The following is a 26,896-nucleotide window of genomic DNA, read 5'->3' as shown; positions in this document are numbered from 1 at the left end:
GGTTGCCCGCGCGCGCATCAATGCTCCGCGCGCCGCCCATCCAAGGAATCTGCATGAAGAACCTGACGACGTCGCTGAAAAGCGGCAACTGGCGCTCGCTCCTTGCGTGCTTCCTCTATTTCGATACCGGCTTCACCGTCTGGGTGCTATACGGCCCGCTCGCGCCGTTCATCAGCAAGGACATCGCGATGACGGCCGCCCAGCAGGGCTTCCTCGTCGCAGTGCCGGTGCTCGCCGCCGCGATCCTGCGCGTGACGCTCGGCAACCTCTATCAATCGACGGACGGACGGCGCGTCGCGCTGATGGGCGTCGCGCTCTCCTCGATCCCGACGATCGTCCTGCCGCTCCTTCCCGGCGTGCCCTCTTATTCAATGATGCTCGTGCTCGGCGTGTTCCTCGGCATGGGCGGCGCGAGCTTCGCCGTCGCGTTGCCGATGGCGGGCAGCACCTACGCGCCGAAGGTCCAGGGCCTCGTGCTGGGTCTCGCGGCGGCGGGAAACATAGGCGCGGTGCTCGACGGCTTCCTCTTCCCGCATCTTGCCGATGCTTTCGGCTGGAAGCTCTCGACGGCCGCCGCCCTGCCGCTCCTCGCGATCACGGCGGTAGCGCTCTACGCGTGGGCCTCGGATGCGGGCGAAAAAACCGGCAGCACGCTGCGCGCGCTGGTGAGCTTCGCGGTGACGCTCGGCGGTCTGATCGTGCTCGTGCTCGCGGTTCACAGCGGCGTGTTCGGCGGCGGGCGCACCGGCGTGCTCGTGCTGCCCGTGATCGGCGCGCTGCTCGCGATTGCGGTGCTGCCGAGCCGCTATCGCGCGGTGCTCGCGGAGCGCGATACGTGGGTCATCATGCTGATCTACAGCATCACGTTCGGCGGGTTCGTCGGGATGTCGTCGTACGTGACGCTCTTGCTGACCACGCTCTATCAGATGCCGAAGCTCGAAGCGGGGCTTTTCATGTCGCTGCTCGCGTTCCTCGGCGCGATCGTGCGGCCGTTCGGCGGCTATCTGGCGGATCGCGTGACGGGGGTGCGGGCGCTCATCGTGCTGCTCGCGGTGATAGCCGCCGCCGACTTCGCGTTCGCGATCTGGATGCCGCCGGTCGCGGGCGGGATCGCTCTGCTGATTTGCCTCTATGTCGCGTTCGGGCTCGGCAACGGCTCTACGTTTCAACTCGTGCCGCAGCGCTGGAAAGGCAAGACGGGGCTGCTTTCGGGAATTGTCGGGGCGGCGGGCGGGATCGGCGGGTTCTATCTGCCGGTGATCATGGGCATGGCGAAGGAAAGCACCGGAAGCTATCAGATGGGCTTCGCGACGTTCGGCGTGCTCGCGACCTGTGCGTTCGGCCTGCTCGTCGCGCTGCGCTCGCAGTGGCTGCGCTGGGCGGTGGTGACGATGTCGGGCACGACGCACGCTGGCGCGAGGATCGCGTCGGTGCACGCGACGGAGTAATTGCCCTGCGCCGACCCAGGCGCCGACGCCTCGCGGCACCGGCGCTTTTTTCAAGCACGCGCGATGGCGTCGTCGGCCGTCGTGGACGGCTCCGCAGCGCGCTGCTGCTGAAGCGCCCACATCTGCGAAAAGAGCCCGCCCGCGCGCAGCAGTTCGGCATGCGTGCCCCGCTCGACGATGCGCCCGTGATCCATCACGATGATCTGCTCGGCGTGCACGACCGTCGACAGCCGGTGCGCGATGATGAGCGTCGTCCGCTCGCGTGCGATCGAATCGAGTTCGTGCTGGATCGCGCGCTCGGATTTCGAATCCAGCGCCGATGTGGCTTCGTCGAAGATCAAAAGCGGCGGGTCCTTGAGCAAGGTCCGCGCGATCGCCACGCGCTGCTTTTCGCCGCCTGACAGCTTCAGCCCGCGCTCGCCGACCGGCGTGTCGTAACCCGCCGGCAAGCCCTCGATGAAATCGTGAATATGCGCCGCGCGCGCCGCCGCGATCACTTCATCGCGCGTCGCCGTCGGGCGCCCATAAGCGATGTTGTAGTAGATCGAATCGTTGAAGAGCACCGTGTCCTGCGGCACGATGCCGATCGCCGCGCGCAACGAATCCTGCGTGACGTCGCGGATATCCTGACCATCGATCAGGATGCGTCCGCCGTGCGCGCGGTCGAGGTCGTAGAAGCGGAACAGCAGCCGCCCGAGCGTCGACTTTCCCGAGCCGCTATGGCCGACGACGGCCGTCGTCGTGCCCGCCGGAATCGTGAAATCGACGTGATGGAGAATCGGCCGCGCGCTTTCGTAGGCGAAGCTCACGTTCTCGAAGCGCACCGCCGCACCGCGCACCGCGAGCGGCTGCGCGTTCGGCGCGTCGGGCACTTCCCGGCCGGCGGCGAGTAGCGTGAACATGCGGTCCATGTCGGTGAGGCTTTGCTTCAGCTCTCGATACACCACGCCCAGAAAATTCAGCGGGATATAGAGCTGCAGCATGAACGTGTTGATCAGCACGAGATCGCCGAGCGTGAGGCGCCCCGCCATCACACCTTGAGTGGCGCGCCAGAGGATGAACACGAGCCCTGTCCCGATGATCGCCTGCTGGCCGAAGTTCAGCATCGAGAGCGAGCGCTGCGACTGGATCGCCGCGCTCCGGTAGCGCCTCAGGTTTTCGTCGTAGCGCTGCGTTTCCCACTCCTCGTTGCCGAAATACTTCACCGTCTCGTAGTTCAACAGCGAATCGATCGCGCGCGAGTTCGCCTTCGAATCGAGATCGTTCATCGTGCGGCGAAAATGCGTGCGCCACTCCGTCACTTTCACCGTGAACACGATGTACGTGACGAGCGCGATCAGCGTGACGATCGCGTAATACGCCTCGTACTTCGCGACGAAGAAGCCGAGCACGAGCCCCACTTCGACGAGCGTCGGCAGGATGCTGTAGAGCGAATACGACACCAGTTGCTGGATGCCGCGCGTGCCGCGCTCGATATCGCGCGACATGCCGCCCGTCTGCCGTTCGAGGTGAAAGCGCAGCGACAGCGAATGCAGATGCCGGAACACGCGCAGCGCGAGCGTGCGCACGGCGCTCTCGGTGACTTTCGCGAAGAGCAGCTCGCGCAGCTCGGTGAAGAGCGAAGTCGAAAGCCGCACGACCGCATACGCGACGACCAGCAATCCGATCCCGCCGATCAGCACGATGCCCGGTGAATCCTGCGCGCGTCCGAGCGCGGTCAGATGCTGCACGGAAGCGAGGCCGTCGACGATCTTCTTCATCACAACCGGCACGCCCAGGTTCGCGACCTTCGCGCCGATGAGGCAAGTGAGCGCGAACGCGACGCGCCATTTGTAGGTGGTGAGGTAAGGCAGCAGCGAGCGGATGGTTTGCCAGTCGTTGCGCGGTCCTTTGGAGAGCGGGGCCGGCTCGGTAGTCGGATTGCGGCGCATGAAATCGGGACCTGCATGGGGTCGCGGCGCCCCGTGAAACCGGGCGCGCGTGAGCTGTATCGCGGGGCGGGAGCACGTCGTTGGCGCGTGCTTTCCCGTACAATTCGATGATCCGGGCGGCCGCGGGAACGCGTCCTGACACGCCCGGCACCATCGTCATGCATTCATTGTCGCAGATGGCACGGCACCCCGCTCATGCGCGCTTCAGGCGCACTTTCATGCGCTTCTAACTGGAATCCATCGATGACCGACTCCCTGCAACTTCCCGACAAGCCGGTCGCGCTGCGCGTGATGCCGCAGCCCGCCGATTCGAACGTCCACGGCGACGTCTTCGGCGGCTGGATCATGGCGCAAGTCGATATCGCCGGCTCGATTCCGGCGAGCCGCCGCGCGAACGGACGCGTCGCGACCATCTCGGTGAACTCGTTCATCTTCAAGCAGCCGGTGTTCGTCGGCGACCTGCTGAGTTTCTATGCCGATGTCGTGAAGACCGGCAATACGTCGGTGACGGTGTCGGTGGAGGTGTACGCGCAGCGCATGCGCCTGAACGGCGAAGTGGTGAAGGTGACCGAGGCGATGCTCACCTACGTCGCCACCGATCGCGACCGCCGGCCGCGCGCGCTGCCGTCGCTCGATTAAGCAGACTCAGTTGAGCACGATCCCGCGCTGCAAAAGCCCGGGAATATCGTCGCGCGGTATCGGGCGCGAGAACAGGTAGCCCTGCATTTCGTCGCAGTCGCGTGCGCGCAGGAAGTCGTGCTGCGCGGAGGTTTCGACGCCCTCCGCGATCACCTGCAACTCCAGCGAATGCGCGAGCGCGATGATCGCGGAGGTGATCGTTTCGTCGTCGCCGGACGAGCCGATGTCCGCGACGAACGAGCGGTCGATCTTCAGCCGGTGCACCGGAAAACGCTTCAGATACGCGAGGCTCGAATAGCCGGTGCCGAAGTCGTCGATCGCGATGCCGATGCCGAGCGCCGACAGTTCCGCGAGCATCGTGATCGCTTCCTCGGCGTTGCGCATGATGGTGCTCTCGGTGAGTTCGAGTTCGAGATACTTCGGCTCGAGCCCGGTTTCCTCCAGCACCGACATGACGAGCGTCGCGATGTCGCGCTGCTGGAACTGCCGGGCCGACAAATTCACCGACACCCGCGCCCGCGGCAGTCCGGCATCCTGCCACGCTTTGTTCTGGCGGCACGCCTCGCGCAGCACCCACTCCGACAGCGGCCCGATCAGCCCGCTTTCTTCCGCGACCGGAATGAACGCCGCTGGCGACACGAGTCCGTGCTCCGGGTCCATCCAGCGCACGAGCGCCTCGATCCCGACGATGCCGCCCGTCGCCATGTCCACCTGCGGCTGATAGTGCAGGATGAACTCGCCGTCGCGCAAGGCGCGCCGCAAACGCCGCTCGACGTTCATCCGCGCGCCGACGCTCGCGTTCATCTCCGGCAGATAGAACTGGAACGTGTTGCGGCCCATGTCCTTTGCGCGGTACATCGCGAGATCGGCCTTCTTCAGCACGGTCTCGGCGTCGTCGCCATCTTGCGGGAAAAGGCTCGCGCCCATGCTGCACCCGACGTACAGCTCCGTGCCGTCGAGCCACACCGGCTCGGAGATCGCCGCGCGCACGCGCTCCATCCACGCGATCAGCAGCGCTTCGTCGGTGAGATCGGGCAGCACGATCACGAACTCGTCGCCGCCGTGGCGCGCGACCGTGTCGGAAGAGCGCGCGCAGCGCTGCAACCGCTCGCCGACCACCACGAGCAAACGGTCGCCGACACTGTGGCCCAAGCTGTCGTTGACGTTCTTGAAGCCGTCGAGATCGATGAACACGACCGAGAGCCGCGTATCGTGCCGCCGCGCGTGATCGATCGCGTGCTGCAGGCGCTCGCGCAACAGCTTGCGGTTCGGCAGGCGCGTGAGCGCGTCGTAGTTCGCCTGATATTCAAGCTGCTCCTGATAGCGGATCAGGTCGGTGACGTCGTTGATTACGCCGATGTGATGCGTCGTGTGGCCGTGCGCGTCCGGCACGGGAGCGACGAACAACTGGTTCCAGAAAGGCGCGCCGTCCTTCCGATAATTGCGCAGCACCGCGCTCGCCTCGCTGTTCGCACCTAGCCCGCGGCGGATCGTGTTCAGCCCTTCCTGATCCTGGTCGGTGCCTTGCAGGAAGCGGCAATCGCGGCCGATCACCTCGGCCGGATCGTAGCCCGTGATGCGCTTGAACGCCGGATTCGCGTACTCGATGATGTTGCCGCCATTCCCTGGCGCGGTGATAAGAATCGCGTTCACGCTCGCGTCGAGCGCGCGGCTTTGCAGACGCAGCGCGAGCTCCGAACGCTTCCTTTCGGTGACGTCGTGATACGAACCGAGCACGCCGATGATCTGCCCTTCGCCGTCCATCAGCGGCAGTTTGCTCGCGACCACCGTACGCAGCGTGTCGCCGACCATGATCTCGCGCTCGAAGTGCATCTTCGGCACGCTGGTCGTGATCACTTCCTCGTCGTCGGCGCGCAGGATGTGCGCGAAGCGGCCCCACGGCAGCTCGTCGTCGGTCTTGCCGATCACCTGTTCGTTGTACGCGAGCCCGGCATCGCGCGCGAAGGCGTGGTTGCAGCCGAGATAGCGCGACTCGCGGTCCTTCCAGAAGATGCGCTGCGGAATGTTGTCGATGATCGATTCGAGCATCTGGTTCGAGCGCCGCGCCTCGGCTTCCGCGTTGATGCGGCCGGTGACGTCGTTGGCGAGCATGAAGATGCCCTGCCGCCCCGAGTACTTCAGCGCGTGATGCGAGACATCGGCGCTGATCGTCGAGCCGTCCTTGTGCCGATGCCGCCAGACACCCGCCGAGCGTTGCGCCGATACTTCGTCGCCCCCGCCGCGTTCAAGGCGTGCGGCGAAGCGCTCGAAGTCGTCGCCACCGTGAAGGTCGGAGAGTGTCAGGTTCATGAACTCCGGCTCGTTGTAGCCGTAGTGGCGCATCGCGGCCGGATTGACGGTGACGAAGCGCATCGTCTCGCTGTCGACGATCCACATCGGCACCGGATGCGCGTCGAACAGGCCGCGAAAGCGCTCGTTATTGCGCTGCATCGCCCGCGCGATGCGCAGCTTGGCGCGCGCCGAGCGCTCGTGGCTCGCGAACGTGTAGATGAGCACGCCGCTGCCCGCGAGCACGGTGACGATCAAAAGCAGCATCGCCTGCCCCGACGACTGCGCCGACAGATTCAGCGCCGCGGTCAGCGCGGCGTCCTCGCGGGCGCGCAGATTCGCGAGTTCCTCGTCGAGGGCTTGCTGGTCTTCGCTCAGCTTCACGAACGCGGCATCGGCCCAGTCGCGCGGCGCGCCCGCTTTTGCCGACGCCGCCCGCTCGAACGTGCCCGCTGCATCGTGCCTCATGATGGCGGCAAACTTGGCCACGCGATCGAAGGCGCCAGTCATGCCCGGCTCCATCGCGAACTGCGCGCGCAGGCTGCTTTCCAGCGCGTCGAGATGCGCGGCGCGCGCCTCGCGGACGTCGGCGGTATCGAGCGTGCCGGTCGCCTCGTAGCGGCCGAGCGAAGTCAGGTTGTCGCCGAGCGACGTGCGAAAGGCGTCGAGGTCGCGCATCAGGCTCATCGAGCGCAGCGTGCGCGCGTCGGCTTCGTTCTGCGCGCGGATCTGCTCGTAAGCGACGAACGCGTTCGCGCCGAGTGCAAGCAGCACGACGGCGATATTGACGAGCAAGCGACTCGAAAGCCGCCTCGTGAAGAATTGGATCATTGGGGGCTACGCGCGTCATCCGAGAGAGCAGGCGCGCGGACTCACCGTCCACGGCGCGGTCACTGAATAACGGCCGCCAGCCACCAGAATTTAGAGCACGGGGCGCAAAACCGCGTGAAACGCTTAATACGCGGTGCAGCGGGTGTTCACTCGGCGAGACCGAATTCGCGCATGGCGGGCAGAAAGTCGTGATTCAGCTCGCCCGTCCTGCGCGCGAGCTTCGCGAGCGCATAGCGTTGAAACCGGTCGAGTTCGCCCCAGCGCGAAAGACTCGGCGAGCTCACGCCGGCCAGGCTGCTCTGCCGGATGACGGTTTCGGGGACGGCATCGGCGTGTGCCCAGACAGGGTCCGTATCGGGGGCGAACTTTTCGGGCTCGGCGTTCGCATGCGTGCGCAGCATCTCTTCGACGGCATGATCGAAGTTCGGCTCGATCTCGCTATCGTCTTCGACGGGAAAGCGCGCGAGCAATACGCGATCGTCGTAAGGCAGCATCTGCCACTGATCGAGCGATATCCGCAGACCAAAGCGATCGAGGTTGAATCGCACGGCAAGGGGAATGAAGCGCAGGTTCTCCGACGACTCGACTTCGAAGTTGAACAGGCGCGCAGCGTCGTAAAGTCCCATGACAGTTGCCTCGTTGGCGTAGAAGGCGCGCATCGGCATGCATCGCCGGCTTAAGTTATTGTAGGGCCTCGGACGACAACTATACCCACAGTCGAGGCGCTCGTGCATGCGCATTCGCACGGTGTTTCATCGGCTCATTTTCGTTTCAGACAGCAAACGTTATGCCCGTATTTGCGCGCCGGGCTTGGCACAAGGAATTATCAAAGTGAACGATCTCGACTCAGACGATCAACCGGGTTTCATCGAGCGGCAAGTGCGCCGCCATCGCGCCGGCGACACGGCGATAGCAGCGGACAACGTCGGTCAGGAGTGGCCTGTCGCGCTCGTCTTCAACGGCATCTCGCACGCGGTCATGATGTGCACGCCGCGCGACCTTGAAGCGTTCGCGGTAGGGTTCTCGATCACGGAAGGCATCGTGGAGCGCGGCAGCGATATCCACGACATCGAGGTCTTCTTTCGCGACGACGGCAACGCGTTGCCGCACGCGGAAGTGCATCTGCAAGTGGTGCAGCAGGCGTTCGTCGCGCTGAAGGACAAGCGGCGGGCACTCGCCGGCCGCACGGGCTGCGGCGTGTGCGGTATCGAAAGCATCGAGTTGCTCGACTTGCAGCCCGAGCAGGTGCCCGATACTGGCTTCCTCGCGCGTCTCGCCGACGATGCCATCGCCCGCGCTTCCCGCGAGCTTCCCGCGCATCAGCAGTTGACGAAGCTGACCGGCGGCCTGCACGCAGCCGCATGGTGCGACGAGACCGGCACGGTGCGCTACGCATTCGAGGACGTCGGACGGCACAACGCGCTCGACAAGCTCATCGGCCACCTGATTCTCGAGCGCCAGGACACGACGCAAGGCTTCGTGTTCCTGTCGAGCCGCGCGAGCTATGAACTCGTGCGCAAGTCGGCGCGCGTCGGCGTGCCGATGGTCGTGACGATTTCCGCGCCGACTTCGCTTGCGATCTCCATCGCGAAGCAGGCGGGCTTGCGGCTCGTCAGCTTCGCGCGGGAGAGCAGCTTCGTCGAATACGACGTGGAATGAAGTTCAATCGAAGCGGCTGAAGTCCGGCTTACGCTTCTCGAAGAACGCCTGAAACGCCTCGCGCGCTTCGGGCGCCTTCAGCATCCTGGCGAAGTGCTCCGCTTCCTCGTCGATGCGCAAGGCGACCTCGCGAGCGGCCGTGCTCTTCATCAGCACCTTGCTCACCCGTAGCGACGACGCAGGCAACGCCGCGAGCTTCTTCGCCTGCTTGAGCGCGAAGGCATCGACTTCTGCGGCGTCCATCGCCCGATTGACGAAGCCCATGCCGAGCGCTTCGTTCACATCGAACGCTTCGCCCAAGAGCAGCTTCTCCGCCGCGCGCTGATACCCCGCGACATGAGGCAGCAGCAAGCTCGACGCCGCTTCCGGCACGAGCCCGAGTTGCACGAAAGGCAGCGAAAATTTCGCCGTCGATGCCGCGTAGACGAGGTCGCAATGCAGCAGCATCGTCGTGCCGACGCCGACCGCCGCGCCTGCCACCGCGGCCACCACGGGCTTGGGCGCCGTGCTGATGCGGCGCAGGAACTGGAGCACGGGCGCTTCCTGGTCCATCGAGGGCGCGTTCACGAAGTCTTCGAGATCGTTGCCTGCGCAGAACGTGCCGCCGTTGCCGCGGATCAGCACGACGCGCACAGTGGCGTCCTTCTCGGCTTCGAAGAACGCGTCGGCCATTTCCTGGTACATCGCGGCCGTGATCGCGTTCTTCTTGTCGGGCCGGTTGAGCGCGATGGTCAGCACGCCGTCGGCTCGTTCGATGAGTATGTCCATCTTGTCTCCTATGTGAAAACGGTTCGCAAGCACGGAGGCTTGCGAACCGTCGTTTCGAGTGATGCCGCGTGCTCGCTTACAGCCGTTCGATGATGCCCGCGGCGCCCATGCCGGTACCGACGCACATCGTCACCATGCCGTATTTCAGGTTGCGCCGGCGCAGGCCGTGCACGACCGTCGATGCGCGGATCGCGCCCGTCGCACCGAGCGGATGCCCGAGCGCGATCGCGCCGCCGAGCGGGTTGATCTTCGACGGGTCGAGGCCGAGGTCCTGCGTCACCGCCAGCGCCTGCGCGGCAAAGGCCTCGTTGAGTTCGATCCAGTCGATGTCGTCCTGCTTCAGGCCCGCGGCCTTCAACGCGGCCGGAATCGCTTCCTTCGGACCGATGCCCATGATCTCCGGCGGCACGCCGCGCACCGCGAAGCTCACGAAGCGCGCGAGCGGCGTGAGGTTGAACTGTTTCAAGATCTTCTCCGACACGACGATCAGCGCGCCCGCGCCATCCGATGTCTGCGAGCTGTTGCCGGCAGTGACAGAACCCTTGTTCGCGAACACCGGGCGCAGCTTGGCAAGGCCTTCGAGCGTCGTTCCGGCGCGCGGGCCTTCGTCGAGACGGATCTCGCGCGAATTCACGCGCACGTCGCCAGTCGCGAGATCGGGGAAGCGTTCGTTCAGCGTGAACGCGGCGATTTCATCGTCGAACTCGCCTGCCTCTTGCGCCGCCAGCGCCTTGCGATGCGACTCCACCGCGAACGCGTCCTGCGCCTCGCGGCTGATCTTCCAGCGCTCGGCCACTCGCTCGGCGGTCAGCCCCATCCCGTATGCGATGCCAACGTTCTCGTCACGATCGAAGATATGCGGCGGCAGCGATGGCTTGTTGCCCATCATCGGCACCATGCTCATCGATTCGCAGCCGCCCGCGATCATCACATCCGACTCGCCGACGCGAATGCGGTCCGCCGCCATCGCGAGCGCCGTCACGCCCGACGCGCAGAAGCGGTTCACCGTCACGCCGCCGACCGTGTTCGGCAGTCCAGCCAGCAACGCGCCGATGCGCGCGACGTTCAATCCCTGCTCCGCTTCGGGAATCGCGCAGCCAATGATGGCGTCCTCGATCAGCTTCGTGTCCAGACCCGGCACTTGCGCGACGGCCGACCGGATCGCGTGGACGAGCAGTTCGTCCGGGCGCGTGTTCTTGAACATGCCGCGCGGCGCCTTGCCGATTGGCGTGCGGCTCGCGGCGACGATGTATGCGTCCTGCAATTGTTTGCTCATATCCAGCTCCTGTGTGCGCTCAGTTGCGAACCGGCTTGCCGGTCTGCAACATGCCCATGATCCGTTCCTGCGTCTTCTGCGTGCCGAGCAAGTCGATGAACGCCTGACGTTCGAGCTTCAGCAGCCACTCTTCATCGACGAGACTGCCCGCTTCGACATCGCCGCCGCACACCGCTCCCGCGATGCGGCTCGCGATCAGGAAATCGTGCTCGCTGATGAAGCGGCCGTCGCGCATGTTGACGAGCGACGCCTTGATCGTCGAGACCGCCGAGCGGCCCGCGACGGGCACCTGCTTCACGCGCAGCGGCGGACGATAGCCTGCGGCGCTCAACGCACGCGCTTCCTTCTTCGCGATGTCGAGCAGTTCGTGCACATTGAAGACGATCGTGTCCGACGGCTTGAGATAGCCCATCGCGCGGGCATCGAGCGCGGAGGCCGAGACCTTCGCCATCGCCGCGTTTTCGAACGACTTTTGCAGGAACTTGAGCAGATCGCTGGTCGCGTTGACTGCGCTTGCCGCTTCCGCTGCACGCAGCGCGGCTTCCTTCAGCCCGCCGCCCGCCGGCACGAGACCGACGCCCACTTCCACCAGCCCGATGTAGCTTTCTATATGCGCGACGCGTTTAGCCGTATGCAGCACGAGTTCGCAGCCGCCGCCGAGCGCGATGCCCGACACCGCCGCCACGACCGGCACGTTCGCGTACTTCACGCGCAGCATGCCCTGCTGGAATTTCTTCACAAACGGCTCGATGCCCTTCGCGCCGCCCATCATGAACGCGGGCATCGCTTCTTCGAGATTCGCGCCCGCCGAGAACGCGCCGCCCGGATTACCGAGCTTGAGCGAGGTCGGCTGCCAGATCACGACGCCCTTGTAGTCTTTCTCGGCGAGGTCGATGGCTTGTGTCAGGCCGTCGAGCACCGACGGTCCGATCGTGTTCATCTTGCTCTTGAACGACACGATCACGACGTCGTCTTCGCCCGCGCGGTCATCGACCCACGCGCGCACCGTTTCCGTTTCGAACAGCGTCTTGCCGTAGGACTTCGGATCGGTGGCGGTTTCGCCCGCAAGCGGCGCGCGGAACACTTGCTTCTCGTAGACCGGCAAGCCTGAGCGCGGCACGAACTTGCGCGCCGCTGGCGACCATGAGCCTTCCGGCGTGTGCACGCCGCCCTTCTCCGCGACCGGGCCGTCGAACACCCACGACGGCAGCGGCGCGTTCGAGAGCGCACGGCCCGCGTCGATGTCTTCTTTCACCCACGTTGCGATCTGCTGCCAGCCGGCGGCCTGCCAGCCTTCGAACGGGCCCTCATTCCAGCCGAAACCCCAGCGGATCGCGAGATCGACGTCGCGCGCGTTATCGGCGATCGATTCGAGATGCACGCCGATGTAGTGGAACACGTCGCGGAAGATCGCCCACAGGAACTGCGCCTGGGGATGCTCCGATTCGCGCAACAGCTTCAGCCGCTCGGCGGGCGGACGCTTCAGGATCCGGCCGATGAGTTCGTCAGCCTTCGCGCCGCCATCGACATACCCGCCCGACTTCGGATCGAGCACCTTGATCGCTTTGCCTTCCTTCTTGTAGAAACCCGCGCCGGTCTTCTGGCCGAGCGCGCCCTGCCGCACCAGCGCGGCGAGCACAGCAGGCGTTTCGTAGACCGGGAAGAACGGATCATCGGCGAGGTTGTCCTGCATCGTCTTGATGACGTGCGCCATCGTGTCGAGGCCGACCACGTCCGCCGTGCGGAACGTCGCCGACTTCGCGCGGCCGAGGCGCGCGCCGGTCAGGTCGTCGACTTCGTCGAAGCGCAGGCCGAACTTCTGCGCTTCGGCGATCACCGCGAGAATCGAGAAGATGCCAACGCGGTTCGCGATGAAATTCGGCGTGTCCTTCGCGCGCACGACGCCCTTGCCGACGACGCTCGTGAGAAACGTCTCAAGCTGATCGAGGATTTCCGGACGCGTCGATGCGGTCGGAATCAACTCGACGAGATGCATGTAGCGCGGCGGGTTGAAGAAATGCACGCCGCAAAAGCGCGCCTTCAACTCGTCGGAGAATCCCTTCGACAGCTCCGTGATCGACAGCCCCGACGTGTTCGTCGCAAAAATCGCATGATCGGCGATGAACGGCGAGACCTTCTTGTACAGGTCGTGCTTCCAGTCCATGCGCTCGGCGATCGCTTCGATCACGAGATCGCATTCCTTCAGTTTCTCGATATCGTCGTCGTAGTTTGCGGGCTCGATGTACTGCGCGTCGTCCTTCACGCCGAACGGCGCCGGCGAGAGCTTCTTCAGATTCTCGATCGCCTTGATCGCGATGCCGTTCTTCGGGCCTTCCTTCGCGGGCAGGTCGAACAGCAGGACCGGCACACGGGCGTTGACGAGGTGCGCGGCGATCTGCGCGCCCATCACGCCGGCGCCGAGCACGGCGACCTTGGCGATATTCAGGTTGCTCACGTTTTATCTCCGGGAGTATTGATTCGATGCGCTTCGTGCGAAGCGGCTTGAGAGGCCGGCGTGCGCCGCTTTGTGCTTGCAGACAAGCGGCGCACGCCTCACGAAAAGACGCTTAGAACAGCGCTTCGTCGTAGTTCATCAGCGTCTTCGATCCGGCGCGCGCGGCGCGGATCGTCGATGCCGTTTCGGGCAAGAGCTTCGCGAAGTAGAAGCGCGCGGTCCCGAGCTTCGCCTTGTAGAACGGATCGCCTTCGGCTTGCTTGTCCAGCGCGATGCGCGCCATGCGTGCCCAGAAGTACGAGAACACGAGATGGCCGACCGTGCGCATGTACGGCACGGCGGCGGCGCCGACTTCGTCCGGGTTCTGCATCGCCTTCATGCCGATTTCCATCGTCAGCTTCTGGACCTTGTCGCCGATGTCCGCGAGCGGGTTGATGAACTCCTGCATCTCGGGCTTCACGCCTTCCTCTTCGACGAAATCCGAGACGAGCTTGCCGAACTTCTTCAGCTTCGCGCCCATGTCGCCGAGGATCTTGCGGCCGAGCAGGTCGAGCGCCTGAATCGAGTTCGTGCCTTCGTAGATCATGTTGATGCGCGCGTCGCGCACGTACTGCTCCATGCCCCACTCGGCGATGTAGCCGTGCCCGCCGTAGATCTGCATGCCCATGTTCGTGCCTTCGAACGCGTTGTCCGTGAGGAACGCCTTGATGACGGGCGTGAGCAGCGCGACGAAATCGCCGGAATCACGGCGCACGGATTCGTCCGCGTGCGAGAGTTCCTTGTCGATGTTGAGCGCCGCCCAGTACGTGAACGCACGGCCGGCTTCGGCGTAGGCCTTCTGCGTGAGCAGCATGCGGCGCACGTCCGGATGCACGATGATCGGATCGGCGGCCTTTTCCGGCGCTTTCGGGCCGGTCAGCGAGCGCATCTGCAGGCGCTCCTTCGCGTACACGAGCGAATTCTGATACGCGACTTCGGTGAGCCCGAGACCCTGCATGCCGACGCCGAGACGCGCCGCGTTCATCATCACGAACATCGCGTTGAGGCCCTTGTTCGCCTCGCCGACGAGCCAGCCCTTCGCGTTATCGAGATTGATCACGCAGGTGGAATTGCCGTGGATGCCCATCTTGTGTTCGATCGAGCCGCACTTCACGCCGTTGCGCTCACCGGGTTCGCCGGCATCGGTCGGGACGAATTTCGGCACGATGAAAAGCGAGATGCCCTTCGTGCCGATCGGCGCGCCCGGCAGGCGCGCGAGCACGAGGTGAACGATGTTCTCGGCGAGATCGTGTTCGCCGCTGGAGATGAAGATTTTCGTGCCGGAGATCGAATACGAGCCGTCGCTGTTCGGCTCGGCTTTCGTGCGGAGGATGCCGAGGTCGGTGCCGCAATGCGGCTCGGTCAGGCACATCGTGCCGGTCCAGACGCCCGAGACCAGCTTCGGCAGATACACCGATTTCTGATCCGGCGTGCCGTGCTCGTGCAGGCATTCGTACGCGCCGTGCGAGAGGCCGGGATACATCGCCCACGCCTGATTCGACGAGTTCAGCATCTCGTATATCGCGTTGTTCACGAACGCGGGCAGGCCCTGGCCGCCGAATTCGGGATCGCAGCCGAGCGCCGGCCAGCCGGCTCCGACGTACTGGCGATACGCTTCCTTGAAGCCCGTCGGCGTGCGCACGACGCCGTCGCCTTCGTAGGTGCAGCCTTCGCGATCACCGATCTGGTTCAGCGGGAAAACGACTTCGGAGCAGAACTTGCCGGCTTCCTCGAGCACCTGATTGATGGTGTCGGCGTCGAGGTCGGCATGCTTCGGCATGTTCTTGAGTTCGGTTTCGACATTAAGCACTTCGTGCAATACGAATTGCATGTCACGCAGCGGCGCGGCGTACTGTCCCATGAGTTTCTCCAGATGTTCACTCTTATGCCGCGCGCCGCCGCCGAATTCGTTTGTCGTCGACGCCGCTAACGGCTGTTATCGCTTTGATACGAAACAATCGTTTTTTCCAGCGCGTCCCGCGTCAGTTGTACGGCTTCCGGCAAGTGCAGGAAACGTGCGTCGTGATGCAGTCCGAGCGTGAAGCTATACAGTTCGAAGAGCATCAGCGCCGGATCGGTCTCGGACTTCAGATGCCCTTCGTCTTTCGCCTGACGAATCGCGCGCAGAAGCGCTTCGCGCCACATCGTCACGCTGTGCACGAGCTGTTCGCGCACCGCGCTCGCCGCGCGATCGTCGTATTCGACCGCGCCGCTGATGTAGATGCAGCCCGTCGTCACTTCCTGGATGCGCCTCTCCATCCAGCGGTTCATCATCGAGCGCAGACGCGGCAGACCGCGCGCCTCGCGCAGGCTCGGGAAAAACACCTCGTCCTCGAAACGACGGTGATATTCCCGCACGACTTCCACCTGCAAGTCTTCGCGCGAACCGAAATGCGCGAACACGCCGCTTTTGCTCATCTGCATCCGTTCGGCCAGTAGACCGATGGTCAGGCCTTCGAGCCCATCGCGGCTTGCGAGGTCCAGTGCCGCATCGAGAATCGCGACCCGCGTCTGTTCGCCTTTTCGCATGATTTGCCTGCCGTTCTTATGTGACCGATTAAAAATCGAACGGCCGTACTATTATTGTAGGCGACCGTTCGCGAAACAAGCTAATTATTAGAAAGCCGTGTCTAACCGTCTCGCTGTCCGTCAATAGGAAAGCGCTGAGTAACACGCCGGCGCTCATTGTCCCTTTTTATTTTGAGCCTGCCTCTCAGTGCCTGCCCGAGTTCCCAATTGGTGGGAATCAGTCGTATTGGCCGATCGTGAGCAGCTTCATCATCATTCGATAAGAGTTATAGGCGAGCCAGCTCAGCATGCGCTCGCCGATCGGGCGCGCAGCGTAGTGTTTTTCGTCGATGCGGCGGCCTTCGTCGAACGCAGCGAGGATGCCGTCGTGCAACCTGGCGATTTCCGGGTGATTCACCAGCACCATGTTCGCCTCGTTGTTGAGCACGAGACTCAGCGCATCGAGATTCGACGAGCCGACCGTCCCCCAGTCAGCATCGACGACGGCGACCTTGCCGTGAAGCATCGTTTTCTCGTATTCCGCGATCCGCACGCCGTGTTTCAGCAGGTTCGCGTAGAGAAACGGCGTTGCGTGGTCGAGCGCGACGAATTCCTTGCGGCCGATCACGAGACTCACGCGCACGCCGCGCTGCGCCGCCTGGACGAGCGCGCGTCGGAGCTTGCGGCCCGGCATGAAGTAGGGATTCGCGAGCAGGACTTCGTGCTCGGCGTGGGCAATCGCGCGCAGGTACGCCTTTTCGATCGCGCGACGGTTCAGCAGATTGTCGCGGGCGACGAACGCGACGCACGGATGATCGACGGCGTGGATCTCGCCGAGTCGCGCGCGGCGCTTCGCGCGAATTGCGCGCCATGTGGCGCCGCGTGGCACTTTATGCGTGCCTGCGTCGGCGGTTTCTTGCTGCTCGCGGCTTGGCTGACGCGGCTGGCTCGGTTTGACGCCGAGCCGGATCCGCAGCCATTGCATATTGAAAGCTTCACGCACATCGGCGACGACCGGCCCCTTCACTTCGACCGCGAAATCCCAGCGCGCGAATTCGAGACGCGCGCCGTCCTGATCGAAATCGTCGACGATATTGATGCCGCCGCAAAACGCAACCGTATCGTCGATTACGGCGAGCTTGCGATGCGTGCGCGAAAACCCGAGCGGCCCGAACAGATGCGGGTTGTAAATCCGATGCTCGACGTTCGCGTGCTCCCACTCGGTGAACATCGGGAGGTTCTTTTGCGTGCCGATGCCATCCGTGATCACACGCACGCGCACGCCGCGGACGGACGCGCGCACGAGCGCTTCGGAGACGGCGCGGCCGGTGTCGTCGTTGGCGAAGATGTAGGTTTCGAGCGTGACGTCGTGACGCGCGTTATCGATGCGTCCGAGCAGCGCCGGAAACAGCTCGACGCCCGACTTGAGCAGCCGCACCTCGTTGCCGACGGTGAAGCACAGACGCGGCGGACGTCGTCCGGAGAACAATGCGGCCCGCAAGCGCGCGAATCGGCGCCGCTGACCGATCATCGATTGTGCTCCGCGCGCCGCTCGGGCAACTGCAAAATGGCCTCGCGATTCGACGATGAGAAGCAACGGTCGGCGGCCTCGCGAAACGGCAGCCACAAATGCGATGTGTGCTCGCGCGGCGCGAGCGTGACTTCGAGGCAATGCGGCACGAGCAGGCTGAACTGATGCTCGGTGTTGCGCGTGACGCCCTCGGCGTAGCGGTAACGCCACTCTGGATAGATGCTGTACTCGATACTGTGATGCCAGTCGAGCAGGCAATGCTCGGGCACGAGTTCACTGCCGATGACGATGCCCGTCTCCTCGGCGACTTCGCGCGCGGCGGTCTCGACGAGCGGCTCGTCTATGCGATCTTTCGATCCCGTCACCGATTGCCAATACCCCTTGTGATCGGCGCGCTCGATGATCAGCACGTCGAGTTCGGGCGTATGAATGACGACGAGGACGGATTCGGGAATTTTCGGCGGCTTGGGCATGGCGGCGGCGCGCTCATCTTTTTAATACGGCAAACGACTGTAACCCAAAAAACGAAAAAGGCGCACTCGGCGCCCTTTTCGCATGACTTGCTTACTTCAGATTCACTGCACCTTCGGTTCCGGCTGGCGCAGGCGGATATGCAACTCGCGCAACTGGCGCTCGTCGACTTCGCTTGGCGCCTGCGTGAGCAGACACTGCGCGCGCTGCGTCTTCGGAAACGCGATCACGTCGCGGATCGAATCGGCGCCGGCCATCATCGTGACGATGCGGTCCAGACCGAACGCGATCCCGCCGTGCGGCGGCGCGCCGTACTGCAGCGCGTCGAGCAGGAAGCCGAACTTCGCGCGCGCTTCTTCCGCGCCGATTTTGAGCGCGCGGAACACCTTGCTCTGCACGTCTTCCTGGAAAATCCGGACCGATCCGCCGCCGATTTCCCAGCCGTTCAGGACCATGTCGTACGCCTTCGCGAGACAGCGGCCCGGATCGGTTTCGAGGTATTCCAGGTGCTCGTCCTTCGGGCTCGTGAACGGGTGGTGCGCCGCCACGTAGCGGTTTTCTTCCTCGTCGTACTCGAACATCGGGAAGTCGGTCACCCACAGCGGCTTCCAGCCCGGCTCGAACAGTTCGTTCGCGCGGCCGAATTCCGAGTGACCGATCTTCAGACGCAACGCGCCGAGGCTGTCGTTCACGACCTTCGCGCGGTCTGCCGCGAAGAACACGATGTCGCCGTTCTGCGCGCCGGTGCGCTCGAGGATCGCCGCGATCGACGCGTCGTGCAGGTTCTTCACGATCGGGCTTTGCAGGCCGTCACGGCCCTTCGACACGTCGTTGACCTTGATCCACGCGAGGCCCTTCGCGCCGTAGATGCGCACGAATTCCGTATATCCGTCGATGTCGCCGCGCGACAGCTCGCTGCCCTTCGGCACGCGCAACGCCGCAACGCGGCCGTCCTTCGAGTTCGCCGGCGTGCTGAACACCTTGAAGTCGACGTCGCGCACGGCGTCCGTCAAGTCGGCGAATTCGAGCTTCACGCGCAGGTCGGGCTTGTCCGAACCGAAACGGCGCATCGCTTCCGAGTACAGCATCACCGGGAATTTCTCTGCGAGCGACACGTTCATCGTTTCCTTGAAAACGTGACGGATCATCGCTTCGAACAGATCGCGAATTTCCTGTTCGTTCAGGAACGACGTTTCGCAGTCGATCTGCGTGAATTCGGGCTGACGGTCGGCGCGCAGGTCTTCGTCGCGGAAGCACTTCACGATCTGGTAGTACCGATCGAAGTTCGCGACCATCAGGAGCTGCTTGAAGAGTTGCGGCGATTGCGGCAGCGCGAAGAACTGGCCGGCGTTCACACGCGACGGCACGAGGTAATCGCGCGCGCCTTCCGGCGTGCTCTTGGTGAGCATCGGCGTTTCGATGTCGATGAAACCTTGTGCGTCGAGATACTTGCGCACTTCCATCGCGACGCGATAGCGCAAACGCAGGTTCTGCTGCATCTGCGGGCGGCGCAGGTCGAGCACGCGATGCGTGAGGCGCGTGGTTTCCGAGAGGTTGTCGTCGTCGAGCTGGAACGGCGGCGTGACCGATGGGTTCAGCACGGTCAGCTCATGGCACAGCACTTCGATCTTGCCGCTCGTCAGGCCGGCGTTCGCCGTGCCTTCCGGACGGCTGCGCACGACGCCCTTCACCTGTACGCAGAACTCGTTGCGCACGCCTTCGGCGACCTTGAACATGTCGGCGCGATCCGGATCGCAGACGACCTGAACAAGCCCTTCGCGATCGCGCAGGTCGATGAAGATAACGCCGCCGTGGTCGCGGCGGCGGTGCACCCAGCCGCACAGCGAGACGTTTTGGCCCAGGAGGGCTTCGGTCACCAGACCGCAGTATTCAGATCGCATCGACATGATGTTGTGTCTTTCGTTGTTTCATTAATCAACGGCGCGCGCGCGAAAATGCAGATTTTCGCAACGCGTGCCGGCATTACAGCGGCGGCTCGGTGGGGCGGCGCGCGGGGGCCACCGGCGCGGGCGGCGCGTTCGGCGCCACCACACCCATCGAGACGATGTACTTCAGGGCGGCATCGACGGACATGTCGAGTTCGATCACTTCGCTTTTCGGCATCATCAGGAAAAAGCCCGAGGTCGGGTTCGGCGTGGTCGGCACATAGACGCTCACGTGCTCTTCCTTCAGATGGTTGAGCACGTCACCGCCGGGAATTCCAGTCAGAAAACCGATGGTGTACGAACCCTTTCTCGGATATTCGATCAGGAGCGCCTTGCGAAAGGCGTTGCCGCTGCTCGAGAGCAGCGTGTCCGAGACCTGCTTCACGCTCGTATAAAGCGGGCCGACGACCGGGATGTGGCGCACGACTACGTCCCACCATCCGACGAGCTTCTGCCCGATGAAGTTCTGCGTCAGCAACCCGACGATGAAGATAAACGCCAGCGTCAGCACCGCGCCCAGGCCCGGCAGATGGAAGCCGAACACCCGCTCGGGCTGCCATGACAACGGCAGCAGCAAGAGCGTCTGGTCCATGGTCCCGATCACAAGACCCAGCACCCACAAGGTGATGGCGAGCGGCACCAGCACGAGCAGGCCGGTCAGGAACACGGATTTCAACGTAGTCTTTTTGGTCGTCATTTACACAGCCGGAAGGCCGCCCCGGCTTTCGAGGCACGGTTTGGCAGGGTTGCCGCCCTTGCCGAGGCATGAGCGGTCGTCTTCTTGCGTGCGATCGGACAGATCGGATCCGGCGGGTGGCGCGCGTTTACAACGTTACGCGTTGCCAGACGATGGCGTGCTCGCGGGAGCCGCAGTCGTGCTGCCGGCCGTGGTCGACTTCGCATCCGATTTGGAAGCATCCGATTTGGAAGCATCCGACTTGGAAACGTCAGCCGGTGCGCTCGCTGTGTCCGGCTTCGAAGCGGCATCATCGGACTTCGGCGTTTCGGCTGCGACGGGCTTGCCGCCGTTATTGCCGCCGCGGAAGTCCGTGACGTACCAGCCGGAGCCTTTCAGTTGGAAGCCGGCGGCGGTCACCTGCTTGGCGAACGTGGCCTTCCCGCACTCGGGACATTGGGTGAGCGGCGCGTCGCTCAGCTTCTGGAGCACGTCTTTTCCGAAGCCGCAGGACTCGCAGCGGTACGCGTAGATCGGCATGGCACTCTTCCTACAATTATCTGTCGACGCTTGCAAAGCCTTGAATTATAGCCGCAAACCATTTCCGGCCCGCGATTTTCGGGCCGATGGCCCCAGCGGGCGAACTCCTAAATGAGGGCCGTTAGCGCGCAATTCAAGGCAATAATTCAGGCGCGTCGGCGCCAGGTCAGCCAATGTTCGCGTCCCGCGAAAACGGGGATCGAATTTGTCACTGCGTGTTCGTCGACCAGTTCGAAGTGCGGAGTCAGGAAGGCGTCGAGCGCGTCGCGTCCGATGCCGAACGGCGGTCCCTTCGGCGACGCGCCGAGGAAGAAGAAGCCGGCGAGGAGCGCGCCCGGGCGCAGCAGCGCGGCCATGCGCGCGACATAATCCGGCCAGCGGTCCGGCGGCAACGCGCAGAAGAACGCGCGCTCGTAGACCCAGTCGATAGCGAACGGCGGCTCGTAGGTGAAGAAATCCGCCTGTTCGACGATGCCCGCGTGCACGCCCATTTCGGCCCGCGCCACCGCCACCGCGCTCGGCGAAAAATCGATCGCGCGGACGGGCCAGCCGGCGTTCGCGAGCCAAAGTGCTTCATACGCGCTGCCGCAGCCTGGGATCAGCACGTTGCGCGGCGTGAGTCCCGCTGCGAACGCCTGGAACGCTTCCGGTACGCCTGCCTGGTCCCAGGGCGTGAACTGGTGATCGAAGCGCTCGTCCCAGAAATCGGGCGAGTTGGGATCGCGTGATTCAAACGGCGGCGTCGACGGATCGCTCATCGCCCTCACCCGCCGTACGCGACCGTCAGCCAGACCTGCGCGATCAGCACGCCCGCCCCCACCGCCAGCCCGAAGATCAGCAGCGCCTGCAGCAGCCGATTCGTCTTCTTCTGCTCGACAAGGATCATCCGCATCAGATCGTCGTTGCCGGGGCGCGGCACGTCGTGGCGTTCGGCGAGCAGGTGATGGATCAGCCGTGGCATCTGCGGCAGCGTTTTGCTCCACTGCGGCGCTTCCATCTGAAGGCGCTCAAACCAGCCGCGCCAGCCGATCTGCTCGTTCATCCAGCGCTCGAGATAAGGCTTCGCGGTCTTCCACAGATCGAGCTCCGGATCAAGCGAACGGCCGAGCCCTTCGACATTCAGCATCGTCTTTTGCAGCAGCACGAGCTGCGGCTGGATTTCGACGTTGAAACGGCGCGACGTCGAAAACAGCCGCAACAGCACCTGCCCGAGTGAAATATCCTTCAGCGCGCGATCGAAGTACGGCTCGCAGACGGCGCGAATCGCGCTCTCCAGTTCCTCGACGCGCGTATTCGACGGCACCCATCCCGATTCCAGGTGAAGCGTCGCGACCCGGTGATAGTCGCGCTTGAAGAACGCAAGAAAGTTTTGCGCCAGATAATTCTTATCGAAGTCCGACAACGCGCCGACGATTCCGAAGTCAAGCGCGATATAGCGGCCGAAATGCGCCGGATCGAGGCTCACCTGGATGTTGCCCGGATGCATGTCGGCGTGGAAGAAACCGTCGCGAAACACTTGCGTAAAGAAGATTTCAACGCCTTCGCGCGCGAGCTTCGGAATATCCACACCTGCGCCGCGCAGCGTTTCGATCTGACTGATCGGCACGCCGATCATCCGTTCCATGACCAGCACCGTCGGCGCGGAAAAGTCCCAGTACATCTCGGGCACGAGCAACAGGTCGAGCCCCGCGAAGTTGCGGCGCAACTGGCTGCCGTTCGCCGCCTCGCGCATCAGGTCGAGCTCGTCGTGCAGATATTTGTCGAATTCCGCGACGACTTCGCGCGGCTTCAGTCTCCGGCCGTCCGCCCACAAGCGCTCGGCCCAAATCGCGATATCGCGCAGGAGCGCCAAGTCCGAATCTATGACGGGCAGCATGCCGGGCCGCAGCACCTTCACCGCGACGTCCTTGCCCGCGTGCACGCCAGTGCGGATTTTCGCGAAGTGAACCTGGGCGATCGATGCGCTCGCCACCGGCACGCGCTCGAAATCGTCGAAAAGGACGTCGATCGGCGCGCCCAGCGACTTTTCGACGATCTCCACGGCCAACGCCGAATCGAACGGGGGCACCTGGTCTTGCAGCTTCGCGAGTTCGTCGGCGATATCGACGGGCAGCAGATCGCGTCGCGTCGACAGCACCTGCCCGAACTTCACGAAAATCGGCCCGAGGCTTTCCAGCGCGAGCCGCAGCCGAATGCCGCGCGGAATCTCGAACTTGCGGCCGAACGTGGTGATGCGCATCAAGAAGCGCACGCGCCGATCGTCGATGCCGCTCAGCACCAGTTCGTCGAGCCCGAAGCGAACAATCGTGAAAAATATTTTCAGGAAACGCAGAAAACGCATGGTTCAGCCCATTACTTGCGCATGCCGCGCGGGAGTGCGGCGGCGCCGGGCGCGAGCGCGCCACGGGCTTCGGCTGTTTGTTCGACTCGCTCGACGCGCTTTTCCACGCGCGCGAGCGCATCGCGGACGCGCGACAGTTCTGTGTTGAATGCGTCGAGCGCGCTGCGTCGCACGAGTTGCGGCTTTTCGTCGAGCAGATATTCGGCGACGGAATCGAGCAGATTGCGCCCCGTGCGCAGCGCCTGCTCGTGCACCGTGCGTGCGACCGCGCCGATCCGGTGCGCGGGCGCATCGCCGATCAGCCGCGACAGGTCTTCTTCCGGCTCCCAGCGCAAATGCTCGGCGAGTTTCGCGATGGTCGTGGCGAATTCCGCGTCGCCTTCAATCCTGACGTGCTTCATCACCGCCGCCTGACCGCCTTGTAGAAAAACCGGCAGAGCGTCGGGCGGCACGGAAATGGTGACGTCGAATTGCCCGGCGTCGGTTTCGTCGATGGCGGCGATCAGGCCCTCCGGCTGCACGACGAGCGAGAGCGCGAACGGCGCGCAAACGAGCCGGGCGGTCTTGCCGGCGTAGGGCTTGAAGCGCTCGCGGGCCCAGGACTCACGAGCGAGCAGATGATTCACGGCGGCCGCAAACGCTTTCGACGCGGTCTTGACGGTGGGACTTGCAACGGTTCGGGCGGATTCGTCTGCGTGCGTCATCGGCTGTGAGATGAAAAAACCCGCGCAAGCGGTGGCTTGCGCGGGTTTCTATTCTACCTTCGCAACCGGCCTCGCCGCCGGCCGGTCTCGCCGGCCTGGCCATTCGGCCGATGCGTGTGATCAGGCTCAGTTCACCTGCTGGATGCCGGCGAGGAGCCAGCCTTCGTTACCCGTCTTCTGCTTCGACAGGTTCCAGATCTCGACGAACGGTTCCGCCGCCGCCCCTTCCGACTCGCGGATCAGGCCGTGGAAGCGCACGCTCGCCAGATACTCGGACGTGCGATCCTCGACGCCCAGGATATCGGCGTTGAGTTGCACGACGTCGGTGCGATTCGGCTGGCTGCCGCGCGCGTCGATGTCGGTTTTCACTTCGGCAAACATTTCCGGCGTCGTGAATTCACGGATGTCGTTCGTGTTGCCGCGATCCCACGCGTCCTGCAGACGCACGAAGTAGACCTTCGCGTTACGGATGAAGGCGTCGGTATCGAAACCGGCCGGCACGACTGGTTGCGGCGCGACGTCCTGCGTGCTTGCAGCGTTTTGCGGCAGATAACCACCCGAGGACGGCGCCGTATAACCCGGCTCCTGATTCAGCCCCGTGCGAGCCGTGCCGCCGAACGGCGACGCGCCCGCGCCCGCATTCGCGTACGCCGGCCGATTGGCAGCCGCGCGCTTCCTCATGATGAAGCGGAACAGCATGACGGCGGCCAGCACGATCAAACCGATGATGATCATGTTCGCCATCGCGCCAGCAAACGCTTCGCCGAGGCCAAAGTGCGACAGGAGCGCCGCGATGCCGAGACCGGCGGCCAAACCGGCGATCGGCCCGAGCCAGCGATTGCGCGCGGGTTGCGCCGCGGCTGCGGCGGCGGGCGCCGGCTGGGCGCGCTGAGCCTGCGCGGCCTGACCTTGCTGCATCGATTGGGAAGGCGGCGTCGCCTGGTTCTGCTGGGTCGCGGTGGCTGACTGACGGCCCATGCTGCGGCCGCCGCCCATGCGTTTAGCCTCTGCGTCTTCAGCAATGATGGCGCCGGCCATGATTACGCCAGCCAGCGCCAGGAGCCCGGCTTTCCTGAAAATCGACTTCAGGAAACCCCGAGACTGGGGTGAGCGCGAATCGGACATTTCGAATCCTTTAAAAAGAGTGGAACACTAAAATTTGGTCCCGACGTGTAAAGCTACCACGCCACCTGACAAATTGTAATATTCGACTCGATCCAGGCCCGCTTGTTCCATCATTGTTTTGAGCGTCTCCTGGTCCGGATGCATGCGGATAGATTCCGCAAGATACCTGTAACTATCTGCATCTTTCGCGAACTTGTCGCCAAGCCACGGCAAAACTTTAAAACTGTACACGTCGTAGGCCTTTTTCAACGGGTCCCACACCTTGGAAAACTCTAATACGAGCAGACGTCCTCCCGGCTTCAAAACCCGCTGCATCTCCGTTAACGCACCATCTTTGTGCGTCATATTACGAAGACCAAACGCCACCGTCACCACATCAAAGTAGTTGTTCGGGAACGGAATATTCTCGGCGTCACATAGAAGCGCCGGGGTGATCACGCCCTTGTTTAGCAGCCGGTCGCGCCCGACGCGCAGCATTGATTCGTTAATATCCGTGTGCCAGACCTCACCCGACGGCCCCGCCTGTTTCGCGAACGCCATCGCAAGATCGCCCGTCCCGCCTGCCAGATCGAGCACCTTGTAGCCGGGCCGTATTTTCGCCTGACCGATCGTGAAGAACTTCCACACGCGATGCAGCCCGCCCGACATCAGATCGTTCATCAAGTCGTAGTTGCTCGCGACCGAGTGAAACACGCCCGCCACTTTTTTTGCTTTTTCCTGCTCGTCGACCGTTTCGAAACCGAAGTGGGTCTTGCTCATCGCGCTCGTCCTCGCCTGTTATTGGTTGTCTGCCCGCGCTCGGAACGCGGCCTCGTGCGGCACAACGCCGCGCCAGCTACGCTGGTCAATGACAGTGGCCGCCGGATGCCTTGGCCGCCATCGGCGCATCGCGGTCGACGCCCGCCGCTTCAAGTTTGGCCAGGTACGCGCGCCAGAGTTCGTCCTGGCGCACGGCCAGGTCGTACAGGATGTCCCAGGAATAGATGCCCGTGTTGTGGCCATCGGAGAAATTGAGTTGCAGCGCGTAGTGGCCGACCGGATCGACGCCGATCAGCGAGACGTCGCGCTTGCCGGTCTGCAATGTTTCCTGGCCCGGGCCGTGGCCCTGCACTTCCGCCGACGGCGAATACACGCGAAGCAATTCGAACGGAACGCGGTAGCTTTCATCGTTCGCGTACTGCAGTTCCAGCGCGCGTGATTTGGAATGCACGACGATCCCGGTCGGGATCGGCGTCTCTTTTGTCAGTCCGCTCATGATGAGCCTTGGTGGTGGGTGTCTAGTTCTGGCCGAACGCCTGGTTCAGCTCGGTGCGGATGGCCTCGCGCAAAAGCGTGGCCTGCGCGCGCCATTTCGACAGTTGCGCCTCTGGCACCGAACGCTGGCGCGGCGCCCAAATCGGCAGGGGAAAGCGCGAATCGTTCGAGCGGCGCGGGATGACGTGCCAATGGACGTGCGGCACCTGATTGCCGAGGCTCGCGAGATTCACCTTCGCCGGTGAGAGGATGCGCCGCATCGCGCGCTCGACGCCGTTCACGGCCGTCATGATGCGCAGACGCGCCTGATCGGAGAGATCGGACATCTCTCCGACATGCGAATTCCAGATCACGCGGCACAGGCCGGGCCAGTCGGCCTCGTCGGCGAGGACGACACGCAGCGTGTCGTCCGACCATAAAACCTCACCGCCGTCTTCACGGCAAAACACACAATCCATCATCAAC

General features: G+C 63.8%; 23 protein-coding genes. 3 read left to right on the top strand and 20 right to left on the bottom strand.

Going from position 1 to position 26,896, the window contains the following annotated elements; translation table 11 throughout:
- The first annotated feature begins 53 nt into the window (after nucleotides 1-53).
- Entirely contained in the window at nucleotides 54-1,448 is a 1,395-nt protein-coding gene (locus tag AWB67_RS09045; protein ID WP_087655894.1) for an MFS transporter, read from the top strand.
- 50 nt (nucleotides 1,449-1,498) lie between these two features.
- Here AWB67_RS09045 and AWB67_RS09040 read toward each other — a convergent pair whose 3' ends face one another.
- Nucleotides 1,499-3,379 carry an ABCB family ABC transporter ATP-binding protein/permease gene (locus AWB67_RS09040; RefSeq protein ID WP_087655893.1) on the bottom strand — a complete coding sequence of 627 codons (1,881 nt, stop codon included), beginning with the start codon at nucleotides 3,377-3,379 and terminating at the stop codon, nucleotides 1,499-1,501.
- A gap of 243 nt (nucleotides 3,380-3,622) precedes the next feature.
- Here AWB67_RS09040 and AWB67_RS09035 point away from each other — a divergent pair, with 243 nt between their 5' ends.
- A complete protein-coding gene (locus tag AWB67_RS09035; RefSeq protein WP_087655892.1) occupies nucleotides 3,623-4,018 on the top strand; it encodes an acyl-CoA thioesterase in 396 nt (131 codons plus the stop codon).
- A 6-nt stretch (nucleotides 4,019-4,024) separates the two neighbouring features.
- Here the strand turns inward: AWB67_RS09035 and AWB67_RS09030 are convergent, their stop codons facing one another.
- Nucleotides 4,025-7,138 (bottom strand): sensor domain-containing protein, encoded by a 3,114-nt coding sequence (locus AWB67_RS09030; RefSeq protein WP_087655891.1) that lies wholly within the window; start codon nucleotides 7,136-7,138, stop codon nucleotides 4,025-4,027.
- 146 nt (nucleotides 7,139-7,284) lie between these two features.
- On the bottom strand, nucleotides 7,285-7,764 hold the full coding sequence (locus tag AWB67_RS09025; RefSeq protein ID WP_087655890.1) for a nitrate reductase associated protein: 480 nt from the start codon (nucleotides 7,762-7,764) through the stop codon (nucleotides 7,285-7,287).
- Between the two features lie 205 nt (nucleotides 7,765-7,969).
- Between AWB67_RS09025 and fdhD the strand changes: the two genes are divergently transcribed.
- Nucleotides 7,970-8,797, top strand: coding sequence for a formate dehydrogenase accessory sulfurtransferase FdhD (gene fdhD / locus AWB67_RS09020; protein WP_087655935.1), 828 nt, complete (start codon nucleotides 7,970-7,972; stop codon nucleotides 8,795-8,797).
- 3 nt (nucleotides 8,798-8,800) lie between these two features.
- On the opposite strand, the gene AWB67_RS09015 is transcribed toward fdhD, so the two are convergent.
- The 17 genes from AWB67_RS09015 to AWB67_RS08935 form a co-directional block, all read right to left on the bottom strand.
- The gene (locus tag AWB67_RS09015; protein ID WP_087655889.1) at nucleotides 8,801-9,565 is read right to left on the bottom strand and encodes an enoyl-CoA hydratase; all 765 of its coding nucleotides are present in this window, start codon (nucleotides 9,563-9,565) and stop codon (nucleotides 8,801-8,803) included.
- A gap of 76 nt (nucleotides 9,566-9,641) precedes the next feature.
- Nucleotides 9,642-10,841 (bottom strand): acetyl-CoA C-acyltransferase, encoded by a 1,200-nt coding sequence (locus AWB67_RS09010; RefSeq protein ID WP_087655888.1) that lies wholly within the window; start codon nucleotides 10,839-10,841, stop codon nucleotides 9,642-9,644.
- Nucleotides 10,842-10,860: 19 nt separating this feature from the next.
- On the bottom strand, nucleotides 10,861-13,296 hold the full coding sequence (locus tag AWB67_RS09005; RefSeq protein WP_087655887.1) for a 3-hydroxyacyl-CoA dehydrogenase/enoyl-CoA hydratase family protein: 2,436 nt from the start codon (nucleotides 13,294-13,296) through the stop codon (nucleotides 10,861-10,863).
- A gap of 112 nt (nucleotides 13,297-13,408) precedes the next feature.
- A complete protein-coding gene (locus AWB67_RS09000) occupies nucleotides 13,409-15,196 on the bottom strand; it encodes an acyl-CoA dehydrogenase C-terminal domain-containing protein (RefSeq protein WP_087655886.1) in 1,788 nt (595 codons plus the stop codon).
- Between the two features lie 65 nt (nucleotides 15,197-15,261).
- Nucleotides 15,262-15,864, bottom strand: a complete 603-nt coding sequence (locus AWB67_RS08995) for a TetR/AcrR family transcriptional regulator (RefSeq protein ID WP_087655885.1) — start codon at nucleotides 15,862-15,864, stop codon at nucleotides 15,262-15,264.
- Nucleotides 15,865-16,081: 217 nt separating this feature from the next.
- The gene (locus AWB67_RS08990; protein ID WP_087655884.1) at nucleotides 16,082-17,374 is read right to left on the bottom strand and encodes a phospholipase D-like domain-containing protein; all 1,293 of its coding nucleotides are present in this window, start codon (nucleotides 17,372-17,374) and stop codon (nucleotides 16,082-16,084) included.
- On the bottom strand, nucleotides 17,371-17,847 hold the full coding sequence (gene nudB, locus AWB67_RS08985) for a dihydroneopterin triphosphate diphosphatase (RefSeq protein ID WP_087655883.1): 477 nt from the start codon (nucleotides 17,845-17,847) through the stop codon (nucleotides 17,371-17,373). The genes AWB67_RS08990 and nudB overlap by 4 nt, the downstream gene beginning before the upstream one ends.
- 102 nt (nucleotides 17,848-17,949) lie before the next feature.
- A complete protein-coding gene (gene aspS, locus AWB67_RS08980; RefSeq protein WP_087655882.1) occupies nucleotides 17,950-19,752 on the bottom strand; it encodes an aspartate--tRNA ligase in 1,803 nt (600 codons plus the stop codon).
- Nucleotides 19,753-19,828: 76 nt separating this feature from the next.
- The gene (locus AWB67_RS08975) at nucleotides 19,829-20,488 is read right to left on the bottom strand and encodes a DUF502 domain-containing protein (protein ID WP_087655881.1); all 660 of its coding nucleotides are present in this window, start codon (nucleotides 20,486-20,488) and stop codon (nucleotides 19,829-19,831) included.
- Between the two features lie 135 nt (nucleotides 20,489-20,623).
- Nucleotides 20,624-21,007 carry an FmdB family zinc ribbon protein gene (locus AWB67_RS08970; RefSeq protein WP_087655880.1) on the bottom strand — a complete coding sequence of 128 codons (384 nt, stop codon included), beginning with the start codon at nucleotides 21,005-21,007 and terminating at the stop codon, nucleotides 20,624-20,626.
- 146 nt (nucleotides 21,008-21,153) lie between these two features.
- On the bottom strand, nucleotides 21,154-21,765 hold the full coding sequence (locus AWB67_RS08965) for a methyltransferase domain-containing protein (RefSeq protein WP_087655879.1): 612 nt from the start codon (nucleotides 21,763-21,765) through the stop codon (nucleotides 21,154-21,156).
- A 5-nt stretch (nucleotides 21,766-21,770) separates the two neighbouring features.
- Nucleotides 21,771-23,348 carry a ubiquinone biosynthesis regulatory protein kinase UbiB gene (gene ubiB / locus AWB67_RS08960; protein ID WP_087655878.1) on the bottom strand — a complete coding sequence of 526 codons (1,578 nt, stop codon included), beginning with the start codon at nucleotides 23,346-23,348 and terminating at the stop codon, nucleotides 21,771-21,773.
- An 11-nt stretch (nucleotides 23,349-23,359) separates the two neighbouring features.
- On the bottom strand, nucleotides 23,360-24,052 hold the full coding sequence (locus tag AWB67_RS08955) for a ubiquinone biosynthesis accessory factor UbiJ (protein WP_087655877.1): 693 nt from the start codon (nucleotides 24,050-24,052) through the stop codon (nucleotides 23,360-23,362).
- 126 nt (nucleotides 24,053-24,178) lie between these two features.
- Nucleotides 24,179-25,177: a Tim44 domain-containing protein gene (locus AWB67_RS08950; protein WP_087655876.1), complete on the bottom strand. Its 999-nt coding sequence runs from the start codon at nucleotides 25,175-25,177 to the stop codon at nucleotides 24,179-24,181.
- A 27-nt stretch (nucleotides 25,178-25,204) separates the two neighbouring features.
- Complete coding sequence (gene ubiE / locus AWB67_RS08945) at nucleotides 25,205-25,936, bottom strand: bifunctional demethylmenaquinone methyltransferase/2-methoxy-6-polyprenyl-1,4-benzoquinol methylase UbiE (protein WP_087655875.1); 732 nt, start codon at nucleotides 25,934-25,936, stop codon at nucleotides 25,205-25,207.
- An 85-nt stretch (nucleotides 25,937-26,021) separates the two neighbouring features.
- Nucleotides 26,022-26,432 (bottom strand): gamma-butyrobetaine hydroxylase family protein, encoded by a 411-nt coding sequence (locus AWB67_RS08940; RefSeq protein ID WP_087655874.1) that lies wholly within the window; start codon nucleotides 26,430-26,432, stop codon nucleotides 26,022-26,024.
- A gap of 22 nt (nucleotides 26,433-26,454) precedes the next feature.
- Nucleotides 26,455-26,889, bottom strand: a complete 435-nt coding sequence (locus AWB67_RS08935) for an HIT family protein (RefSeq protein ID WP_087655873.1) — start codon at nucleotides 26,887-26,889, stop codon at nucleotides 26,455-26,457.
- Between the last annotated feature and the right edge of the window lie 7 nt (nucleotides 26,890-26,896).

Source organism: Caballeronia terrestris, assembly GCF_001544515.1.
Taxonomy (GTDB): domain Bacteria; phylum Pseudomonadota; class Gammaproteobacteria; order Burkholderiales; family Burkholderiaceae; genus Caballeronia; species Caballeronia terrestris.
Note: the sequence above shows the minus strand (reverse complement) of the source record. Positions and strands in the feature narration are given on the sequence as shown.

Bases quoted from the DNA above. Each gene is read 5' to 3' on its own strand.
- AWB67_RS08955 (WP_087655877.1), bottom strand. From the start codon at position 24,052: ATGACGCACGCAGACGAATCCGCCCGAACCGTTGCAAGTCCCACCGTC.
- AWB67_RS08975 (WP_087655881.1), bottom strand. From the start codon at position 20,488: ATGACGACCAAAAAGACTACGTTGAAATCCGTGTTCCTGACCGGCCTG.
- AWB67_RS08995 (WP_087655885.1), bottom strand. From the start codon at position 15,864: ATGCGAAAAGGCGAACAGACGCGGGTCGCGATTCTCGATGCGGCACTG.
- AWB67_RS09040 (WP_087655893.1), bottom strand. From the start codon at position 3,379: ATGCGCCGCAATCCGACTACCGAGCCGGCCCCGCTCTCCAAAGGACCG.
- AWB67_RS09000 (WP_087655886.1), bottom strand. From the start codon at position 15,196: ATGGGACAGTACGCCGCGCCGCTGCGTGACATGCAATTCGTATTGCAC.
- AWB67_RS09030 (WP_087655891.1), bottom strand. From the start codon at position 7,138: ATGATCCAATTCTTCACGAGGCGGCTTTCGAGTCGCTTGCTCGTCAAT.
- AWB67_RS08965 (WP_087655879.1), bottom strand. From the start codon at position 21,765: ATGAGCGATCCGTCGACGCCGCCGTTTGAATCACGCGATCCCAACTCG.
- AWB67_RS09025 (WP_087655890.1), bottom strand. From the start codon at position 7,764: ATGGGACTTTACGACGCTGCGCGCCTGTTCAACTTCGAAGTCGAGTCG.
- AWB67_RS09045 (WP_087655894.1), top strand. From the start codon at position 54: ATGAAGAACCTGACGACGTCGCTGAAAAGCGGCAACTGGCGCTCGCTC.
- AWB67_RS09035 (WP_087655892.1), top strand. From the start codon at position 3,623: ATGACCGACTCCCTGCAACTTCCCGACAAGCCGGTCGCGCTGCGCGTG.
- AWB67_RS08935 (WP_087655873.1), bottom strand. From the start codon at position 26,889: ATGGATTGTGTGTTTTGCCGTGAAGACGGCGGTGAGGTTTTATGGTCG.
- aspS (WP_087655882.1), bottom strand. From the start codon at position 19,752: ATGTCGATGCGATCTGAATACTGCGGTCTGGTGACCGAAGCCCTCCTG.
- ubiB (WP_087655878.1), bottom strand. From the start codon at position 23,348: ATGCGTTTTCTGCGTTTCCTGAAAATATTTTTCACGATTGTTCGCTTC.
- nudB (WP_087655883.1), bottom strand. From the start codon at position 17,847: ATGCCCAAGCCGCCGAAAATTCCCGAATCCGTCCTCGTCGTCATTCAT.
- AWB67_RS08970 (WP_087655880.1), bottom strand. From the start codon at position 21,007: ATGCCGATCTACGCGTACCGCTGCGAGTCCTGCGGCTTCGGAAAAGAC.
- ubiE (WP_087655875.1), bottom strand. From the start codon at position 25,936: ATGAGCAAGACCCACTTCGGTTTCGAAACGGTCGACGAGCAGGAAAAA.
- AWB67_RS09010 (WP_087655888.1), bottom strand. From the start codon at position 10,841: ATGAGCAAACAATTGCAGGACGCATACATCGTCGCCGCGAGCCGCACG.
- AWB67_RS08950 (WP_087655876.1), bottom strand. From the start codon at position 25,177: ATGTCCGATTCGCGCTCACCCCAGTCTCGGGGTTTCCTGAAGTCGATT.
- AWB67_RS09015 (WP_087655889.1), bottom strand. From the start codon at position 9,565: ATGGACATACTCATCGAACGAGCCGACGGCGTGCTGACCATCGCGCTC.
- AWB67_RS08990 (WP_087655884.1), bottom strand. From the start codon at position 17,374: ATGATCGGTCAGCGGCGCCGATTCGCGCGCTTGCGGGCCGCATTGTTC.
- AWB67_RS08940 (WP_087655874.1), bottom strand. From the start codon at position 26,432: ATGAGCGGACTGACAAAAGAGACGCCGATCCCGACCGGGATCGTCGTG.